A 19770-nucleotide genomic window follows, 5' to 3' on the forward strand; every position below is an offset into this window, starting at 1 on the left:
TGGGATTCCGCCAATTTATTGATTCGCGGTGATTACTTTTTGCGGTAATTAGCTTTTTTTAACAACTCATCGCGGCTGGTTAAACCCGTTGCGGCTGTTTTTTTTGAATCAATTCCCGGAATAACGTTTCATTTTCCAGGAATTGCACGTCAATCGGCAGATACGCAAACCGCGAAGCATTGTCCCCGGTTTCGGCCAGCAACGGCGCCAGTTTGACAAAGTCCTTCTCCGTCGTCAAAACCGTTGTGTCAACCGGCAATTCGGCCAGAATGCGTTTCAGATCAGCCGCCGTATACCGGTAATGATCGGCAAACCGCCAATGACGCACCAGTGAAAAATGGCTGTTGACATACGTCTCCAATGATTCGGCCCGGGCGATGCCGGATACCAAAACTACGCTTTTCAGGACCGTTCGGATTGAGGGGTCCACAAAATTAATCGGATCACCGTACCGGAATCCCGTAAAAAAAACCGGTACATCGGCCCGGCCATACGCCCGGATTCGATCCTGAATCGCCTGCTGCCCGGTTCGGCTCAACCCGTCGGGACATTTGGTTACCAGAACCGCATCCGCCCGCCGGGCACCGTGTCGCCGTTCGCGCAGGCGTCCGCCCGGAAACGGCTGGTCGTCGTAAAAAGGCCGGTTGTAATCCGTCAGCAACAGGTTCAGATGTGCCTGAACGGGTCGGTGCTGAAAGGCATCATCCAGAATAATCACCTGTAAATCAGGCTCTATCTTCAACAATTCCGGAATTGCTTCGGCGCGTTTTTCACCCACACTGATCAGAACCGGGGTTTGCCCGACCCGTTGGCTGTGTCCATGTTTCCGGTACAGCAACAGGGGCTCGTCGCCGATGGTATCGGCGGTGTCGGCATCTGTTGCCAGACGAAAGCCTCTGGTTTGGCGACCATACCCCCGACTCAGCGTGGCCAGCGGCCCGAACGGTTTCAGCAAACGAACCAGATAGTCGACGTGTGGCGTTTTGCCGGTTCCTCCAACCGTGATGTTTCCTACACTAATGGTATAGATGGGCGGCCTTAATACTGAGATAATACGCCTGTCATACAGCGTATTACGGACATCAGTAATACCGCCGTAAAGCCAGTTGAGGGGATTCAGCAATCGGTTGAACACTAAGTTTTACGTAATAATTTATTAACAAGCCTACTCAGTAACACCCAAAATTACTACTTTTAATGATGAATGCCGTTCCTTATCTGTCACTATGAGTCTCAAGGCCGACTTCCTGAAATACACATTGCATTTTACGTTCGAGGCCGGAACGTCACGAGGCACCCTAACGCAAAAAGACAGCTATTTTATCCGCATTCGCGACGATGAAGAACCGTCTGTGGTCGGTTGGGGCGAGTGCGCTCCACTCCGTGGACTGAGCATCGACGACCGTCCTGATTTTGTCGATCAACTGCGTCATACCTGCGAGCTTTTCAACCAGTTGGACCTTCAGCTTTTTCACTGGAATGTCCCGATTGTGCTGCAACTCATCAGCGACCGGCTTCCGTCGATCCAGTTTGGTTTTGAGACCGCCATGCACGATTACATCAACGGCGGACAGCGAACGGTTTTCGACTCCGAGTTTGCCAAAGGCGCCAGAACCCTGCCCATCAACGGCCTGGTGTGGATGGGAAAACCGGAATTCATGCGCCGACAGATTGAAGAAAAACTGGAAGCGGGCTACACGACCATCAAGTTAAAGATCGGTGCCATCGATTTCCGGCAGGAATGTGACCTGCTCGACTCCATTCGCTCCCGCTTCAGTGCCGACCAGATTACGCTGCGGGTGGATGCCAACGGTGCTTTTAGTCCCGACGATGTGCTGGACAAACTCAACCAGTTGGCCGTTTTCGACATTCATTCCATCGAGCAACCCATCCGGCCAGGACAACCTGATCTGATGGCCGAACTCTGCCGTCAGTCGCCCATCCCGATTGCCCTCGATGAGGAATTGATCGGCCACATGGAATACGTGGAAAAGATGCGGTTACTGAAAAAGATTCAGCCGCACTATATTATCCTGAAACCCACGCTCCTGGGCGGTTTTATTCACTGCACCCAATGGATTGAAATTGCCAACCGGCTCGGCATCGGCTGGTGGATCACCTCCGCCCTCGAATCCAACATTGGCCTGAACGCCATTGCGCAATACACCGCCCAGTTCAAAAACCCCATTCCGCAGGGCCTCGGAACCGGGCAGCTTTACCACAACAACATCGAAAGTCCGCTGGCGATTGAAAACGGTTTTTTGAAAACCGATCTCTCCAAAGGCTGGAATCTGGAGATTTTAGAAACCGGTCGGGGGGTGCGCATAGAAAGGTAATGCCGGTTTCTGCCGCGCCTTTTCTATACCCAGTCAATTCCTTTTTTTAGCAAGCCCAGCGTTTCGGCTTCCCGGCTTCCGGGTTCAGGCTGGTAATCGTATACCCAGTTGGCCTGCGGGGGCATGCTCATCAGGATCGACTCCGTACGGCCGTTGGTTTCCAGCCCGAATTTCGTGCCCCGGTCCCAAACCAGATTGAACTCCACATACCGCCCCCGGCGCAGCATCTGCCACTTTTTCTCATTTTCGCCAAACGGCAACGCCCGGTTTTTCTGCATAAAGTGGGTGTAGATCGGCGCAAAGGCATTGCCGATTTCCTGCACAAAGGCAAACAAAGCCGCCTTGTGATCGTCGTCGGCCGGGCGCAGGTAATCGAAGAAAACACCGCCAATGCCACGGGTTTCGGCCCGGTGGCGGATGAAAAAATACTCGTCAGCCCAGCTTTTGTACTGGGAATAATAGTCTGGATGGTGCCGGTCGCAGGCGGTTTTCAGGTGCTGATGAAACCAGCGGGCATCGTCGGCGTCGACGTAATGGGGTGTCAGGTCGATGCCGCCCCCAAACCAGCACTCGCCCGTACTGAGTTCAAAATACCGCACGTTCATGTGAATAATCGGCACCAGCGGGCTGTGTGGGTGAATGACGATGGAAACGCCGGTGGCGTAAAAATCAGCCGGTTCGGTCGTTTTCATCTGTTTCAGCACCGCGTCGGATGCCGGGCCGTGGACGGCGGAGAACAGAACTCCCCCTTTTTCAATCACATCGCCGTTCTGGATGATCCGGGTGCGACCTCCGCCCCCTTCGGCGCGTTCCCAGAGGTCTTCGTGAAACCGGCCGGAGCCGTCGGCGGTTTCGAGTGCCTGGCAAATCCGGTCCTGTAAGCCCGTAAAAAAATCAGTGATGCTTTGTTTATCGACAGCCATTCGGGGATGATGCGGTTTTTTCGCCCGCAAAGATACACGGACCCGCGGATTTTTAGTCCGGGTGATTTTCATTCCGCCTGTGGTCTTACGACATTGAAAAGTTCTCTAAAAAGCTCTCGGACTAAACAACCGGAGCACTTATTCACTGATTTTCAGCGAAAACCGCACGGGACGGGGTTTATCGACCATCAACAGCAACCCTTGTCCGGTTAACTGGTGGAGCAGTTTGCTGGCCCGGTATTCAGAAATATTGACCAACTGGGCGTATTGTTTGGCCGTAATGAAGTCGGTTTTCCGAAGGACCTGGATCAGATTGCGGACGTTGGACGATTGCAGCAACGGGCCATCGGGCGTCACCAGATTGGTCAGAATCAGCTTATTGGTCGGCACGGATTTGTCTTTCGCCCGGACATAAATGGTTCGTTTCCCTTTTTCATCGATGGCGTAATGCGGTTTTTCGTCGCTCTCCGCCACCTCGATCAGAATCACCTGCCGACCCAGTTCGTTGATGACTTCGTAACTGACCGAAATGGCCGGGTCGATCAGCAGATCGGTGGCTTTCTCGATTTTCTGCATTTCGTACAATTCCGACTCGACACCCGACACCCGCCCGTCGTCCGACACGCCGATGAGCAGCAGCCCCCCCGATGTATTCGAGAAAGCGGTGAGCGTTCGGGCAATGCGGTAGGCCGTATGAATGGTCGATTTAAATTCGAGCCGGGTGCCTTCCCCCCGGGTAATCAATTCGGTCAGATTATAGCGCATACTGTCTTAAACCGCGTTATTGAAGTGTTTTGTTCACAAAAAAAATAATTTGGAATAATGAAAAAAGGGGCGTCGCCGGTCGTGTCTATCAGTCCTTTAGGCCCCTAGTTACTTAAAATTGCCATTCCGACCTTGCTTTGCATAGTCCTTTTTAAAATTTATCCGTATATCTTTGATTGAGTTCATCTCATATTGCGATAGATAATCCTGACAAAGCCCGGTTGCAGTTGCAGCCGGGCTTTGTAGTTTTGGGGCAAAAATAAGCCGGTCCAAAAAACCGTATCCTCCGAAACCAGCTTTTATGAAACCGCTCCTTTGTCTGTTATTTCTTACCGCTTTCGCCTGCCAATCGAAAAAAAGCCCGGATCTCGACCACGCGGATGCCTACCGTGACTTGTTGATCGATCGGGTGGTCTGGAACAAAAGTGATGTAGCAAATCCGCCGGGAAGCCCCACAAACGTACACGGGTTTACGATAACCAACACTTCGGAATTGTACACCTACCGTCAGATTGAAGTCCGGTTTGACTATTTTGACAGCACGTACCACAAAATCGGCTCGTCAAACAGAGTTCTCCCACAAGCCATCGGGCCACGGGCCGCGCTACCGGTTCGCAACATTCAGGACGGGCCGGTGATGCCAGCCGCCCGATCGGCGACAGTCACGGTGGTCAAAGCGGAGTCCGACCGGGCGGTTTCACCAGAATAAATCCGTTGTATACCTGCCGAAATGCGGATTTAATATGTCTTATGTACATATTGTTACTACTTGGCTATCTGCCTATTACAAAAAAAAGCAAAAAAAACTTTCAAAAAAAAGGTGATAAAAGCACTTTATTCCCCTCTTATAGATGAAGGAGTACACCTGTACTGCTTGTAATTAATAGAGATTGGTAAGTGGAACATCCCGGCCTTTTTGGCCGGGATTTGTTTTTGAAGCCCCTTTCCCTGCCGATGAACACCGGCGATCTCTCCAAATCGACATCAGCCAGATTGACCATCGGTATTTAAATTCTCCATTTATTTGTGACTTATCCTACAAACCGATAGCTTTATTTGGTATTTAAAAGAACCCGTCACTAATCCATAAGCTGTAGAATGGTACTGATTATACATGGGATTCGGGCGGGGATTGAATGGAAGAATTTGATTTGCTTCCCCGATGATTACGAAGCGGCTTTTGACCTTTTATCTAATTTTGTAGCGTATGGACTCACGCTCCTGGAAGCTTCCGTGAGTGACGGTGGTCCCTTGTCAAAACTTCCGGTAGATGGATTCGACGGGCAATTAATCAGTCCACACCTGCAAAACCTTCAGAAGGCGTGGGAAATGGTACTGGCTGATCGGCCTCCATTCCCCAAAAAACCAGCCACTACCCCCTTGCAGGAGTGGGACCAACGGCTTATTCTCTATTACGAAAAGCAGATTGAACGCGTTTGCCGGAACCTGGTTTGCAACCGGAAGGCTCAGAAAAAAGCCCTGAAAGGAAAATACTCCAGCGCCGGGCTAAACCACTATGAACACATGCAGGAAAAATACCTGCAATTATTGACCGGGTTCGAGGCTTCGCATCAAAAAGCCGTTAGTCACCTTGCAGCATGCTGACTTTTCGGTCCGCTCACCCAATGAGGTGGCAGTAAAATCCCGAAACGCGCACTTCCTGCCCATTGTCCAGAGCCCGCAGGTAGCAGGTGTGAATGCCGCTTTCATTGTCAAAAAGCGGATAAGCCGTTACAATGAATTTCCGTTTTGGTGAAAACAACTGCGATACCGGCAGGTTGACAACTGCCCCCAGGCGGGGCAATTTGGCGTGGCTGAAGTTGGTTTTGGCGGTTAACATGGCTTTCGACATCCATTTGGTTCCAGTTCCGGCGCTTTCGCTCCGGCTCATTTATTTATCACCAACCGGTGGCTTTCGTTATCAATCCGCGCGTATTTTTTGATAACTTTACGAGTCTATGCCATTGTTTATCTCCTCCCTCAATTCGGGCAGCAACGGAAACTGTTATTACGTGGGCAACGAGCAGGAAGCCGTTCTGATCGATGTCGGGCTTTCCTGCCGCCAGATCGAAACCCGGTTTCAGCGGCTGGGGTTATCGCTTCGGACGGTGAAAGCCATTTTCATTTCCCACGAACATTCGGATCACATCAGTGGCCTTTCCCAACTGGCGCGAAAGTATAAACTGCCGGTCTACATCACCCCCAAAACCCTCAACAACAGCCGTCTGTCATTAGAGGGTATTCCCGTTAACCCATTATACGGTAACGAACCGGTACAGATTGGAGACCTCACCATCACGGCTTTTCCGAAACACCACGATGCCGCTGACCCCCACAGCTTTACGGTCAATTTCCAGGACACGAAGGTTGGGATCTTTACGGACATCGGCACCCCCTGCGAACACCTCATTCACCACTTCAGCCAGTGTCACGCGGCTTTTCTGGAAGCCAACTACGACGAAGACATGCTGGACCGGGGGCGGTATCCGTATTTTCTGAAACAGCGCATCCGGGGTGGCAAAGGCCATTTGTCCAACCAGCAGGCCCTGGCCCTGTTCAGACAGCACAAACCGGCTTTCATGAGCCACGTCCTGTTGTCGCACCTCTCGAAAGACAACAACTGCCCGGAACTGGCCCGCGATCTGTTCCTGCCCCACCTCGACCGGACGGAACTTGTTGTGGCCTCCCGCTTTGGCGAAACTCCGATTTTTCGGATTGATGGTGCCCTGGCGTTGGTTTGACGGAGGATTGCTCGTAGTTTTAGCCTTCTCCTTTTTACTTCCCAACTAACAATGAAAAAAACCGGTTTATTATTCGGATTCCTTTTCCTGGCAATGGCCGGGGCAAATGCCCAGACGTTCCGCGGCCTCGACAAATCGCCGATGGACATGGCCTACTACCCGGACGACTATGCCCACGACCGCAAGTTCGCCCCGGCCAAAATCGGCACCGACAAAGCGATGGTGCGGATTACCTACAGCCGTCCGGCGAAAAATGGCCGCGAAATTTTCGGGACCAAACTGGCGCCGTACGGAAAGGTCTGGCGGGTGGGTGCCAACGAAGCCCCGGAAATCAAATTTTACCAGGATGTGACGTTTGGTGACAAAAAAGTAAAAGCGGGGAATTACGCGCTGCTGGCCATTCCGACCGAAAAAGAATGGACGCTCATCCTCAGTTCCGACCTGGACCAGTGGGGTGCCTATAGCTACAATGAAGCCCTGGATGTGGCCCGGGTGACCGTACCCGTTCAAAAGCTGGACACGGTGCTTGAGAATTTCTCGATCCAGTTGACCAAAAAAGACGCTAAAACCGCGACCCTGTCCATGGGTTGGGACACCACGCTGGTGACGGTGCCGGTTTCCTGGTAAGCCGGACGACGGTTTTGATAGGTTGACAGGCCCGGTCAGTCCGTCTTACTGATCCGTACGGTTTGCGAACGATGTCCACTGGTGGCCCGAAGCAAGAGAATGCCCGTGGGCATTGTTCGCACGTCAAACCGGTGCTGTTCGGCAGGTTGTGCGGATTCGATGTTTTTCGACTCGATTGTTTGCCCCAGCAGATTGGTCAGTTGTAGGGAAAGCGGCTGCCCGTTTACACCCCGGATTTCAACCGTAACCACGTCAGGCGTCGGGTTTTTCAATACCGTTACGGCCAGGTCAACGGCTGGTTCGATGCCAACGCCCTCCCGGCCCACCGGACAGGCGTAACAGGGCGCTATTTTGCATAATTCATAGTTATTGGGATTGGCCGCCATGTTGGTTTCGTTGTTTCCATAAAACAGAACCATATTGCCAAAACCGGTAAATCCCTGAGGATCCCGGTAGGCACTGGAAGAACTGGATACCGGTTGGGTACCCGCACTGGTTCCATCCGACTTCCAGGGACCGGTATTATTGAAATAAAGCCAGTTTCCAATGGCACGAAGATGATTGGGGGGCAGCGACTTGACTTTCAGCGTACCGGCATAGGTTCCGTTCGATTTCCAGAAGGCATAGCCCGTTCCGTCGTCGGCCCCAAAGTAGAGCTGGTTCTGAAAAGCCGTCAGATTGTACGGTTGTGAATCACCGGACGTATTGATGTTCCGCACCAAAACCGTTCCGGCGGCTGTGCCGTCCGACTTCCAGAGTTCCTGTCCGGAAGCCGGGCTATTCCCACTAAAAAAGAGCGTATTACCCACCGCCGTCAGTTCGCTGAGTAAGCCCGAGCCATAGGACGAACTATTCCAGGTATCTTTTACCAACTCCGTGCCTGCCGTCGTGCCGTCCGATTTCCAGAGTTTTGTCCCGCTGGTACCATCGTAGGCGGTAAAAAATAGCAGCCCGTTGCAAAGAGTCAGTTCGGCCGGAGAACTGCTTCCGCTGGGGTTAATGTCTTTGACAAGCTGCGTACCGGCAGTGGTACCATCCGAAACCCACAGTTCGGAATTGTTTGATCCATCGGTGGCGGTGAAATACAGTTTGCCGTTGAATAACACCGGATAAAACAGATCGCCCGCGTTTCCGTTCGGGTTGATGTCTTTGACCAATCGGGTACCGGCGGCCGTCCCGTCCGTTTTCCATAATTCTTTTCCAACCGATCCGTTAGTGGCAAAAAAGAAAAGTATGTTGCCATTGGCGACCATACTCGACGGAGAAGCATCGCCCGACGGGTTGATTTCCCGAACCATCTGCGTTCCACTGGCGGTTCCGTCGGTTTTCCACAACTCCCGTCCGTGGGAGCCGTTGTCGGCCGAAAAATAAAGTGTGCCGTTCATGACCGCAAACTGCGAAGGCGTGGACGACCCCTGCGTATTGATATTTTTGAGCATTGTCGTACCCGACTCCGTTCCGTTGGTAACCCAAAGTTCGTTGCCATAGACACCATCGTTGGCCGAAAAATACGCTTTACCCCCAAATTCGATGATCGTGCCGCCGGTGACACCGGTTCCGTACGGGTTGATATCTTTAACGCGCGTTACGTAATAGGACGGCGTGGGTGTCGGCATGTATTGCGCCACCACCGGAGAAATGAGAGTGGGGCTGATGAACAGCAGCGGGGCGAAAAAAAACCGGTAAAGTTGATTCATTGTGTTGAGGTTGACAGGGTGTGCGATCCTGAACAAACTTACTGACAACCAACGGGTTTGTCAATCCTTTTTGAGTTTGCGGCTATGCCGGTCAATGGCCGGTTACTTTAGAAAACAGGTTCATTACCAACACCCCCGCAATGATGAGAATCATACCGATGATGGCGGGCGTATCCGGAACCTGTTTAAACAGAAAAACGCCCACCACCGCCGTCAGCACAATCCCGACACCGGACCAGACGGCATATGCCACCCCGATCGGCAACGACCGCAGGGCCAGACTTAACAAGTAAAACGAGATCAGATAACCTGCGATGGTAATCAGACTTGGCACCAACTTCGTGAATTGCTGAGATGCATTAAGGGCGCTGGTTGCCACCACTTCGGCAACGATGGCCGCGAATAAAAAGAGGTATTTCATGGGGTTACTGCGGGGCGGTTTTCAGTAAATTGAATGATTCATAACCCCTTCCGGGCGTATTTGTGGGCAAAAATTGAATATAGGTCATTTTGGAGGTAAAAAAAATTGACCTTTGCCGAGAAGATGCGGCTAATTTGTATCGATCAATTAAGCGATCAAAACTACATCAGAAAAGCTCCGGCACTCCGTTTTCTTTGCCATTTTCTTGCCATTCTTGCAGAAAGTCACAAAAGCGAAGGTTCTATCGATCAAGACGGGGTTTGTAGGACTGGTTCAGAAAGGTAGATCGTTTAGGCTCTTGCCTGCTCAATATCTAGACATGCGTTGCTGCTCTTCGCAGGAAAGCGTCAGCATCTGTTTAACTTTTCCTGGCTAAAGAGACTATTCCTGGCTGCCACCGCCACCTTGTAATACCGCAGGGCGTGGGTGTTGTCTCGTGCCTCGTAAAGCTGCACCAGCAACTCACTGACGGGCAGAATACCGGGAGGGATTGATCATATCGGGGATTGTCCCCGCCGGAACAGCCAACTTGTAGGTGGTTATACTTCGCGCAAGGTGCGGATAGCACCATTGTAGTCTTTACTAAAAAGTTACATCAGAAAACTACAACTATAGGATGATAGACTTCATTAAAATCAGAAATGATGGTCAAAAGAATCCTTTGGTCACCTATCTACCTGGCCCATAGTGGTATTTTGAGTTTCTACTGGCAGACCAAAAAACAAGCCGAATAAATTATATGCCGGTAAATAAAACCGATAGAAGCCGTTTCTTCATTGAGTCGAAGATTGACGTTATCTGCTGAAATTTGATCGAAGGCAAACGAACAGATTATTCGTTTTTGGGCTAACATATCTAAGAGTACCACTTTCTGTATAGTTATTATTACGCTATTTTTTTGCTACGATTTTCATAAGGAGTTTAACGTCGTCCAAAATTGCATTACCAGACTTAGACTGATAAAAGTGCTTTTCTGATGCATAATTGATCCCCCAATCTGTTCGATCAATGATCAGCGTGCCATTCAACTCGACAGTTCCGTCCATTCCGTCCTTAAAATACATTTTGGCTGGAAAAGTAACAGCTTTCGTGATGCCTTCAATGGTTAGGTTCCCTGTAACTTTTATATTTCCATCATTAACTCTTATACTTCCATCATTAACTTTTACATTTCCATCATTGCCTGTTTCAACCTTCGTAATTGCGAATGTAGAAACAGGGAATTTTTTGACATCAAAAAATGCAGGCATTTTATTGAGTGAACGTTGATCAACAAAATTTTCAATTGTATTCATATCGACTCCAATGGCACCACCCACCAAATGACGGTTTTCGATCAACAATTCTCCTTTTAAAAGATCCACTTTTCCTGTATTGGAACCATCACCAAGAAACTTAGAACCTGCCCATTCACCAAGTAGCCAAGAAGCTTTCCATATTACAACACTTTGCTTCGTATCAATGATATATTTTTTCTGACCTTCTTTATTATAAAAGTCCGTGATGGTCTTTCCATCATAACGATACACTCCAGTCGCATCTCCAAACCAGACACTTCCATCGTTCGCTTCCAAAAGCCCCAGAAAAGCATTCCCTGACCTAATTTCGGTTACCGTGGGCTTATTACCATACAAAGACTTTGCATCATAACGTGAAAGTGCCTGAAACGTCGAATTAGCAGGATTTACCGGACCCGTAGTCCAGATGTCGCCTTTTTTATCTTCGATGATGGCATAAGCACCTCTCTCCGATACCTTCGTAAAAGTACTATCGTCATAGCGCCAGAGGCCACCGGGCAGACGGCCTCCTTTAAAGCCATTGAAACCGCTGAGCCAAATATTGCCTTTTCTATCTTCCATGATACCCCAAACCTCAAGAAAGGGCTCGCCCTGGTGGGTTAAAGTGGTAAATTTTTTCCCGTCATAAACAAAGGCCTCGCCCCTGGCACCAACCCATAATTTCCCGGTTTTATCTTCAATTATGGTAGTAATATCATTATTCAAATGCCCGTCTTTATAAAAAAGTGGTTCGTTCGGGTTTTTAAAATTTCGAAAAGACTTCCCGTCGTAACGGCTCAGGCCGTTCCCCGTGCCGAACCAAATAATACCGGCTTTATCTTCATAAACAGACATAACCCGGTTATCTGCAAGTCCATCCCTGGTAGTGAAATGTTGAAAGGATTTGCCGTTGTTATAATAAACGCCTGAATCAGTAGTAGCGAACCAAAGATTTCCTTTGCGATCTTCCAGGACGTCCCAGAATCTGTGCTGACTTATTTTACTTGTAAGATTAATAAAAGATTTTCCAACTGCCCGTCTGGGATCGTATCGAAAAACATCACCAAATAATGAGTTATTAGGTCCAGCAATCAAAATGGTACCATTTCTTCCTTTTTTTATATTTCGAACCATTATGTTAGGCCCTATGTCTTTAATTTCGGTCTTGATATCATCGTTTGGTAAGTTTGTTTGATTTTGTCCACAGGAAGTGCAAAAAACTAATACCAGGAACAAAAGATATACGTGCACGAGTTTATTCATTTCATTTTTTGTTTTCAAGGATTTTAACCACTGCGGTGGCCGCAAAGCTAAAAGCTTTTAGCCTGCCCTCTGTTAAGGAGCTGTAAAAGAAGATTAACGAAATGTAAATGCCGCTTTTATGCAATGTGGTCAATGTCGTGAATGCCATCAACGTCGTCGAAACGATTGCAACCTCAAAAAATGTTAGACAAGGGCGGTTTATGGATGGAACTGGGGAAACTGCTTAACCTGTGGCTGGATTTCAATATGCGCCGGAAGGTCGGCACGATTGATTTGGTAAATGATGTGCCAGTGTAGCCCATTCCGGCGGTACCGGGTAAATACCAGACGCCATGCTTTCTTAGCAATTGATGCTGTTTCCGGAAAGTACGACGCGTTTACGAACGACTCGTTGCTTTTTTATCGACCATATTCCGTATTCGACGACCCATTGTTTGGACAAATCGTTGTCTTCCGGTTTCGATAGAAATGGGTCTTTATAGGGGTATTTTGCGGTGGTATGGGTGTTTCTGACATTAAAATCTTCACTTTTCTTTGCCATTTTTGAGGATATGGCAATAAAAAGCCCTGCAAATACTTGATTTACAGGGCTTTGTGAAGTGGAGACGCAGGTACCAAACATTACCATAGCTATCCTACTAGCATTCAGTCTTTTATAAAAATTTCTATGCAAAGTGTAACCCGATAATTTCACGATTTGTAATTGTGATTATCGTGGAAAGGCCTTAGAACATGCTACTGTGGTTGTTTTTATATGTCACCAGCAGTTAAAAAGTTACCTCAGTTGTCACTCTATCTACCTCATAGAAAATGCATTTAGCATAATTGCATTACTTCACCAGCTTGCTAATCCCTACTTTAAACTTCTGTCTTTCTGCGCATTATGCATCAATAACAGCTTTGCCATTCTACCTGAAGCATCAATAATATCTTGTTGAAGCATGTCTTTAAAGAAGCTGTATAAGAGGGGATGATCGTTAAACATGATTTCAAAAATCGTCATTAACTCCTTGTCTGTGAAAATTGTGGTGTACATGATAAGAAGCTCATCATCTTCCACCAACTGTTTTTCCCCCAATTCTGCTTTTTCACCGATACTATTGATGATTGAATAAAAAATTATACTTAAGCGATAAGTCTTTCGCTTTAAATCTTCTACATAATCTTGAGCAATATCACGAGCGGTAGTGAGTTCCTTTATCTTGTCCTGTAACTTACGAATACTATGCTTTTCTACAGCTTCGGTACCTTTTTCTTCCCCCCAATTAAGTAAATCTGACCGGCTCACACCCAAAGCCATTGCAATGCTATCAACCTGCTCGATAGTCATTTTATCACCCCTGTTCTCAAGTCTGTGATACGAAGATGGTTCAATGTCTAATCGTCTAGCTATCTCTGCTTGTGCTATGCCCTTCTGGGTACGTATAGCTTTTATGTTATCTGAAATGCTCACATTCTTAGCGTTTTACGCAATATTATTCATTAAAAGCCTAACGTTCATTAACACAAATGTTAATTATTTTTTACAAAAAAGTTGCCTTCAATTATCATAATAGCTAATGTTGTGAACAAATTAGCTAACATCATTATGACAATTGTTAATCCTACTCCAATTTCAGTGGCATATAATGCCTATCAAGACAAGATTGGTGGCCAATTCAGACCCGATCACCGATTTTATACTAAAGTAGGTATAAACAGGAAAAGGTTCGGTCAGATTATGCGAGGTGAAAAGCCTTTGTTTGGTTACGAAGTCCGTGCCCTCTCTGATTTTTTTGGAATACCCGTAACAGACCTGCTGTAAGAGCGGAAAGCCCTACTTCCACAAAATGGTAGGGCTTTATCATTTCAAGATTTACAAACTTCAAATTTACTAATTCATGCTCGATCAATCAACTTACCGTAAAACACAAGAGGCTGTAGAGCGAGGTCAGACCTTTAAAGCTCCGACCTGCCACGTTAGCTTCTTTATCCGAAAAGCAACGGGCATCATTTCGTTGCGTGTAGTCGTCAATGGTAAACGAGCTACAGACAAATCAACAGGCATTAAAGCAACTGCCGCAACGTTCGACCCCCAAACGCGAACTCTTTTAAATGATCCGACTAACACAGCGCGGTTACGCACTTTGGAAAGTAACATTCAACGAATTTTTAAAGACCGTGAACTGTCTGACCGCTCCTTAGACCCCACAATTATCCGAGATATTGCGCTTGGTTTACGTGGGCATGATGAACAAACACCGACGGTAGTAGAAGCTATTGCTTTGTATTCGCAGTGGCATGAACAGCGGTTCAATACAAAGGAAGTCTCCAATGGAACTATAAAGCGATACCGCACATATCACTCTGTTCTGGAGCGCTTTTTCACATTATATCCTAATTACGGCAAAAACTTCAAGTTCAGCCAACTCACCCCGGCCTTACAGTATCATTTGGTTGATGGATACCTGAAATCTGAGAAGAAATATTGCCATAACTACGCATTGAAGATATTCCAGTTTTTTCGAGGCATTTTAGAATACGCCATTGCCCACGAGTGGGCTGATCGTAACCCAATCAGACACGTCAGGATTAGAAAATACTACAAAGATCCTGTGACGCTGACAATGGCCGAATTGGAGAAGCTAAAAACATATCAGTTTGTAGAAGCAAAAGCAAACGAAGTCCGGGATGTTTTTTTATTCTGCTGCTATACTGGTCTAGCATACGTCGATGTTGCAGAATTGAGTACCAAAGATTTAGCAACTGTTAATGGTGTCCAAAGTATCCTTAAAAAACGCCATAAAAGTGGGCAACAAGCCTTTATCCCACTCTTTCCAGATGCCCGAGTCATCTTAGACCGCTATCAGCAAAATGAAATGTGCTGTATGAGAAACGTACTTCTACCAGTCATGTCAAATCAAAAAATGAATAAATGGCTGAAAATCATAGGCAATATAGCAGGCATTAAAGAATCATTACACACCCACCTAGCTCGTAAAACCTTTACCATGTACTCTGAAGAATTAGGCTTTACGCTTGATGAAATGGCGGTCATGATGGGCCATGCTAACCCCACCATGACACGGAAGCACTATCACGCCAAACGTGCTACGCCTGTGGTTCGACGGTTCCAAACGTTATTTCAGGACGCTACTTTATCTTCTAATTAGTCATGCCACAAATAACTAACTCAGTGTTCTGGTCGGATGATTTACCTAATGATCCTGAAGCACTCAAAGCCTGTATCCATCGGCAAGCTATTCTGCTCGGTTACCAGCTTATTGAACTCGATCATTTGCAAGAAGATTTGCGGCAATTGAAGCGGCAAAACCGACGCTTAAAAACGTTACTTACCCCAACCAATTAAATAAAGAAGCCCTGCCAATTCTGGCGGGGCTTACTCAATCAGCTATTATTAAACTTTAAGAACAGCGCAAAATTAATGAATAAAACCAATTTACCAGCCCAAGAAAAAGGATTGCCCACAAAGAGAAAAGAGAAAAATCCCGAATCATTAACAGCAATACAGAGCAAACGTGGGCTGATTGAAGAGTATATTTCGTTTCACTTCCAATTCCGTTATAACGTTCTAAATGGCCGGATTGAATACTGTGAGAAAGCAAAAGACGATTTTAAAGCGTTAGAGGATTACTCGCTTAATTCCATCGTTCGTCAGATCGACTACAAAACGGGAATATCCACCAGTCCGGAAAAGCTAAAGGTTATTCTCAAATCGGATTTTACACCCCGCTACAATCCCATCCAATCCTATTTCCAATCTTTACCAATTCCTTGTTCCTCGGATACGCCAACTATCAAGGCATTGGCACAAACGGTGCAAACAGAGGACAGTAATCTATTTTGTCTTAGTCTGACCAAATGGCTAGTAGCCAGTATTGCTAACGCCTTCCAGGCAGATGGCTGCCAGAATCAAACTTGTTTAGTGCTGACTGGCTCCCAGGGAGCCTTTAAAACTACCTGGCTGAATTTATTATGTCCTCCCGCCCTGATAAGCTATTTGTTCTGTGGCAAAATAAACCTGGAAAGTAAAGACACGCTTATCCTCTTGGGTGAAAAATTTATTGTCAATCTGGACGATCAATTGCACAGCTTGAATAAACGGGATGGCGATACGGTCAAAACCTTTATTACTCAGGGTAAGATTACCATTCGCAGGCCTTATGATGCCCTTTCCTCGGAATTGCCACGTATTGCTTCCTTTCTCGGCAGTGTTAATGGCAACAACTTTCTAACTGATCCCACAGGTAGCCGCCGTTTTTTACCATTTGAGGCTTACAGCATCGACATCAACACGGCGAAAGAACTTAACATTAATCAGGCATGGGCTGAAGCTTATCAACTCTTTCGGCAGGGATACAGATATTGGTTCACAATGGAAGAAACGGCAGAAATGTTCGCCAACAATGAACGTTTCCAGGACATTACGCCCGAATATGAGCTTTTACTGGAGCATTATGAACCTGTCGATGACCAGGTTACTAACGCCCTCTATTTGACCACCACAGCCATTAAAACGTATCTAAATTCATTCACCCGTCAGGAGATTCGTTCTAAGCAGTTAGGTGAAGCACTAACTAAGCTCAAATTCAGCCGCAAGAGCAAAAGAATAAATGGGAATTCGCTGTATGTATGGGTAGTAAGGGAGCGCTTAGTCACGGAGATAAATGAACATACAAAACGATTGTAAGCCTAGCGATTACAGAAAGGGTAGTAAGTGGATAATTGAAATCCACTTACTACCCTTTGGTTTTTCAAATAATACACAAATCGGGTATAAACTACTCAATGTCAGCATCTTACCAGATCGCTTTTTAAATTATTCATACTTGTTCTTACTACCTTACTACCAAGGATCAAAAAGCCGGTTTCTAGCCCAATTAAGCCTTTTTTAAGTCGTAAGAATCAACTTACTACCCACTTACTACGCTCTTACTACCAAGATTGGTAGTAAGGTAGTAAGATATATTGAAGTCAACTGAAAAAGCCCACAAAGAAAAAAGTCAATATGATTACTTCACAATCCATTCAATTTGCCAAAGCGGTAGCTATTGAAGATTACCTGGCGTATCGGGGTTTTAAACCTGCTAGTCAACGCGGCCAACGTCTCGTCTATTATTCACCTTTCCGTACGGAAAGTACGCCCTCATTTTCGGTCAATACGGCGATTAATCGATACAAAGATTTTGGAAGCTCTGAAGCTGGAGACGATGTGATCCGTCTAGTGCAACAACTAAATGGATGTAGCTTTTCAACTGCGGTCGCTGAATTAAGCCAGTTTGCCGGATTAGAAAATAAACCTCACTTTTCTTTTAGTGGGCAAATTCAGCATACAGCAATCACAGAGGAAATACACTCGGTCAAACTGCTGGCAAATACACATCTGATCCGTTACGTTGAAAGCCGCAAAATCAGCTTTCCCATTGCTCGCCGTTACTGCCAGGAGGTTTACTATAGCCAGCAGGGAAAAAACCTATTTGCGTTAGGTTTTGCGAATGATCGAGGTGGATATGCTCTACGGAATGGGGTTGGTACTAAGCGCAATTTAGGACCAGCGGGGTACACGACAATTGATGTTCCAAAAAGTACGACAATCAACCTATTTGAAGGGGTATTTGATTTCTTATCTGCACTGGAATATTATGGGCGCAGCACTCCTACTTTCCCAACCTTGGTACTCAATTCTACCACTAATTTGGAAAGTGCCTTGCCGGTGCTGGAAAGTTATAAACAGATAAATGCCTTTTTCGACAATGATTCAGCAGGCCAAATTGCCTTAAGTAAACTTTCCAAACTGGAACTTTCTATTGTCAACCGCTCTATGCTATACGCCAATCATAAAGATTTTAACGCCTTTTGGATGGAAAGTGCGCCCAAACACTTTCCACATTAAACTTTCGGGCTTTCCACTTTCCAATTTTTTACAATATTGGAAAGTGGAAAGTCCAAATTATATAATACACTGATTATCAATAATTTATCTATATTGTAAAAGTTGCACCCAGTTTTTTAGTTAAACTACTGTTTAACAGATGATTACCGAAAAACACCCCCCATTTTTAGGTGTTTTTTTCTTTATTGACCCCGCCCTTTAACGATTTTGGAAATTTCTACTTTCCAATTTCCGAATATATGAATTTAAGGTCTGAGTTGTTTGTGGTACCGAAATATGGTAGATACAAAAGCAACGAGACAATTAACTTTAATTCCCACCATAGAATGCAAGCTGCTCAGCACCCTCTATATAGTCACAACTTATAACAAATAATGAAACTAGTACTGAGAACCACTGCCCAGTCAAAACACCTTGTGTAAGCCACCATAGATATTGTCCATAGCAACCCACCTATCCCTATCCTATTCACTATCCATCTTTGTGCAGTTTAATATCTCCAATGGCTCACTGAAGCTAAAATGCTCTACTATTCGCTTCTACAATCTACACGTAATTTATCGGATTGGCTTTGAGCTGCCGCTGTATCACTAATACTATTCCGACTAAATGAAAAACTGATTACATACAGCCCACAACATGGTTATCAGTTGGTTAGTGGCCATGAGTAGGTTTGAACAAGGAAAAAAAGAAACGGTAAGAGACCCAGAATGCATCTGTAAAAATTTCCTATAAATTACTTACAAAACAAAAAGTGGGTAATCTAAACTTTAACGAATTGGCAATGGTAATTTTATGTAAAAGTAGACTTAAAGGAAAGATCCTATGCAAGATCAAGAAAGTCTTTACTAGAGCAAACTAACGTTGTTATACCTTCGCTATCGAATACAACTTTGCTTTTTTTATAAGTCCGTTTATCATTTGTAACAAATACATCGCAATGAGCAGCATAAAAGCAATGCAATGAATCATTAAACAAATTGCCATACATGTTTTTCGAATTAAGCTTATCAGAATTATAGCCAAAAAAGTCTAGGGTCAAATATTTATGGATTATTTTATCTTGATTTGTAATCTCATAAAAAGGGTTATTGTCCGTTGGTTGAGACAATTCACTAAATGTTTTCCCTAAAATTGTATTGGGCATGAAGCTATCCAGTTGCTCAATGGCATTATCAACCGAACCAATATGTGGATTTATTTTAAGTTGTTCTTTAAATATTTTTCTCAGTTCATTATATACTGATGGATTATTATAAATTTCTTTAAATAAACAAATTACATCTTTTATTACTGCATACATAGAATTTTCTATCTGAGAGCATTGAAAAAGAGATGCAAAAAAAGGCTGTGAATTCTTTAAATCAATAAAATTTATATTATGAGGTAACAATTTATATGAATCAAATATACCCTTATATAATATTGCAACCGAGTCTTCATTTGAACCTTCAAATAATGTATCAAATACATTAAAATTCACTTCATTGTTTTCGATTAATGTGTTAAAATGCTCTACGGCAAGACGGCTATGCCATTTTGGATATTCATCTCCCCAGTACTGGGTTAAGCATATATTGTTAGTTAGTAACGATATGAAATTGAGAGAATTCTGTACACGCTCATTTTCTCCTTTAACGTAACTTTTATATAAATCATTGAGATGAGCATTTGAATATGGAATAACAAAAGTAGAATCTCCTTTTTGTAAATACTCTTTAATTTGTCTAAATTGAATCTTTAAGTCTGTATCTTCAATACTTTCGCAATTAGCTAAGTTCGTAAAAATATTCCAATCTAAATAAATAGTCTTCATATCTATAAATT

20 protein-coding genes are annotated in these 19770 nt (G+C 45.5%); 10 read left to right on the top strand and 10 right to left on the bottom strand.

Going from position 1 to position 19770, the window contains the following annotated elements:
• Positions 1 to 79: 79 nt before the first annotated feature.
• Positions 80 to 1123, bottom strand: coding sequence for a tetraacyldisaccharide 4'-kinase (gene lpxK / locus FH871_RS07415; RefSeq protein ID WP_229317114.1), 1044 nt, complete (start codon positions 1121 to 1123; stop codon positions 80 to 82).
• Positions 1124 to 1226: 103 nt separating this feature from the next.
• Between lpxK and menC the strand changes: the two genes are divergently transcribed.
• On the top strand, positions 1227 to 2336 hold the full coding sequence (menC, locus tag FH871_RS07420) for an o-succinylbenzoate synthase (protein WP_138990793.1): 1110 nt from the start codon (positions 1227 to 1229) through the stop codon (positions 2334 to 2336).
• Between the two features lie 23 nt (positions 2337 to 2359).
• Here the strand turns inward: menC and hemF are convergent, their stop codons facing one another.
• The gene (gene hemF, locus FH871_RS07425) at positions 2360 to 3259 is read right to left on the bottom strand and encodes an oxygen-dependent coproporphyrinogen oxidase (RefSeq protein ID WP_138990794.1); all 900 of its coding nucleotides are present in this window, start codon (positions 3257 to 3259) and stop codon (positions 2360 to 2362) included.
• 138 nt (positions 3260 to 3397) lie between these two features.
• A complete protein-coding gene (locus FH871_RS07430; RefSeq protein WP_138990795.1) occupies positions 3398 to 4024 on the bottom strand; it encodes a helix-turn-helix domain-containing protein in 627 nt (208 codons plus the stop codon).
• A 301-nt stretch (positions 4025 to 4325) separates the two neighbouring features.
• Here FH871_RS07430 and FH871_RS07435 point away from each other — a divergent pair, with 301 nt between their 5' ends.
• Together FH871_RS07435 and FH871_RS07440 are read left to right on the top strand one after the other, a co-directional pair.
• Positions 4326 to 4733, top strand: coding sequence for a hypothetical protein (locus FH871_RS07435; RefSeq protein ID WP_138990796.1), 408 nt, complete (start codon positions 4326 to 4328; stop codon positions 4731 to 4733).
• A gap of 389 nt (positions 4734 to 5122) precedes the next feature.
• On the top strand, positions 5123 to 5629 hold the full coding sequence (locus tag FH871_RS07440) for a hypothetical protein (protein WP_138990797.1): 507 nt from the start codon (positions 5123 to 5125) through the stop codon (positions 5627 to 5629).
• A 13-nt stretch (positions 5630 to 5642) separates the two neighbouring features.
• Here FH871_RS07440 and FH871_RS07445 read toward each other — a convergent pair whose 3' ends face one another.
• Positions 5643 to 5915 carry a hypothetical protein gene (locus FH871_RS07445; protein ID WP_138990798.1) on the bottom strand — a complete coding sequence of 91 codons (273 nt, stop codon included), beginning with the start codon at positions 5913 to 5915 and terminating at the stop codon, positions 5643 to 5645.
• 67 nt (positions 5916 to 5982) lie between these two features.
• On the opposite strand from FH871_RS07445, the gene FH871_RS07450 reads away from it, so the two are divergent.
• Together FH871_RS07450 and FH871_RS07455 are read left to right on the top strand one after the other, a co-directional pair.
• A complete protein-coding gene (locus tag FH871_RS07450; RefSeq protein ID WP_138990799.1) occupies positions 5983 to 6765 on the top strand; it encodes an MBL fold metallo-hydrolase in 783 nt (260 codons plus the stop codon).
• A 51-nt stretch (positions 6766 to 6816) separates the two neighbouring features.
• Positions 6817 to 7392 (top strand): DUF2911 domain-containing protein, encoded by a 576-nt coding sequence (locus tag FH871_RS07455; RefSeq protein ID WP_138990800.1) that lies wholly within the window; start codon positions 6817 to 6819, stop codon positions 7390 to 7392.
• A gap of 35 nt (positions 7393 to 7427) precedes the next feature.
• Here FH871_RS07455 and FH871_RS07460 read toward each other — a convergent pair whose 3' ends face one another.
• The 3 genes from FH871_RS07460 to FH871_RS07475 form a co-directional block, all read right to left on the bottom strand.
• Positions 7428 to 9089: an ELWxxDGT repeat protein gene (locus FH871_RS07460; protein ID WP_138990801.1), complete on the bottom strand. Its 1662-nt coding sequence runs from the start codon at positions 9087 to 9089 to the stop codon at positions 7428 to 7430.
• A gap of 91 nt (positions 9090 to 9180) precedes the next feature.
• Positions 9181 to 9510, bottom strand: coding sequence for a multidrug efflux SMR transporter (locus FH871_RS07465; protein WP_138990802.1), 330 nt, complete (start codon positions 9508 to 9510; stop codon positions 9181 to 9183).
• Positions 9511 to 10400: 890 nt separating this feature from the next.
• The gene (locus tag FH871_RS07475) at positions 10401 to 12050 is read right to left on the bottom strand and encodes a two-component regulator propeller domain-containing protein (protein WP_138990803.1); all 1650 of its coding nucleotides are present in this window, start codon (positions 12048 to 12050) and stop codon (positions 10401 to 10403) included.
• A gap of 165 nt (positions 12051 to 12215) precedes the next feature.
• Between FH871_RS07475 and FH871_RS33965 the strand changes: the two genes are divergently transcribed.
• On the top strand, positions 12216 to 12347 hold the full coding sequence (locus FH871_RS33965; RefSeq protein WP_255516896.1) for a hypothetical protein: 132 nt from the start codon (positions 12216 to 12218) through the stop codon (positions 12345 to 12347).
• Positions 12348 to 12390: 43 nt separating this feature from the next.
• Here FH871_RS33965 and FH871_RS07480 read toward each other — a convergent pair whose 3' ends face one another.
• Together FH871_RS07480 and FH871_RS07485 are read right to left on the bottom strand one after the other, a co-directional pair.
• Positions 12391 to 12591: a hypothetical protein gene (locus FH871_RS07480; protein WP_138990804.1), complete on the bottom strand. Its 201-nt coding sequence runs from the start codon at positions 12589 to 12591 to the stop codon at positions 12391 to 12393.
• Positions 12592 to 12903: 312 nt separating this feature from the next.
• Positions 12904 to 13503, bottom strand: a complete 600-nt coding sequence (locus FH871_RS07485) for a helix-turn-helix domain-containing protein (RefSeq protein WP_138990805.1) — start codon at positions 13501 to 13503, stop codon at positions 12904 to 12906.
• A 427-nt stretch (positions 13504 to 13930) separates the two neighbouring features.
• Between FH871_RS07485 and FH871_RS07490 the strand changes: the two genes are divergently transcribed.
• The 4 genes from FH871_RS07490 to FH871_RS07505 all read left to right on the top strand — a co-directional run bounded on the left by FH871_RS07490 (position 13931) and on the right by FH871_RS07505 (position 17943).
• A complete protein-coding gene (locus tag FH871_RS07490) occupies positions 13931 to 15202 on the top strand; it encodes a site-specific integrase (RefSeq protein ID WP_138990806.1) in 1272 nt (423 codons plus the stop codon).
• Positions 15203 to 15204: 2 nt separating this feature from the next.
• Positions 15205 to 15399: a hypothetical protein gene (locus FH871_RS07495; protein ID WP_138990807.1), complete on the top strand. Its 195-nt coding sequence runs from the start codon at positions 15205 to 15207 to the stop codon at positions 15397 to 15399.
• 75 nt (positions 15400 to 15474) lie between these two features.
• A complete protein-coding gene (locus FH871_RS07500) occupies positions 15475 to 16740 on the top strand; it encodes a VapE domain-containing protein (protein ID WP_138990808.1) in 1266 nt (421 codons plus the stop codon).
• Positions 16741 to 17058: 318 nt separating this feature from the next.
• Positions 17059 to 17943: a toprim domain-containing protein gene (locus FH871_RS07505; RefSeq protein ID WP_138990809.1), complete on the top strand. Its 885-nt coding sequence runs from the start codon at positions 17059 to 17061 to the stop codon at positions 17941 to 17943.
• Between the two features lie 823 nt (positions 17944 to 18766).
• On the opposite strand, the gene FH871_RS07510 is transcribed toward FH871_RS07505, so the two are convergent.
• Entirely contained in the window at positions 18767 to 19759 is a 993-nt protein-coding gene (locus tag FH871_RS07510; RefSeq protein WP_138990810.1) for a hypothetical protein, read from the bottom strand.
• Between the last annotated feature and the right edge of the window lie 11 nt (positions 19760 to 19770).

This window comes from Larkinella sp. C7 (genome assembly GCF_006149005.1).
Classification (GTDB): Bacteria; Bacteroidota; Bacteroidia; order Cytophagales; family Spirosomataceae; genus Larkinella.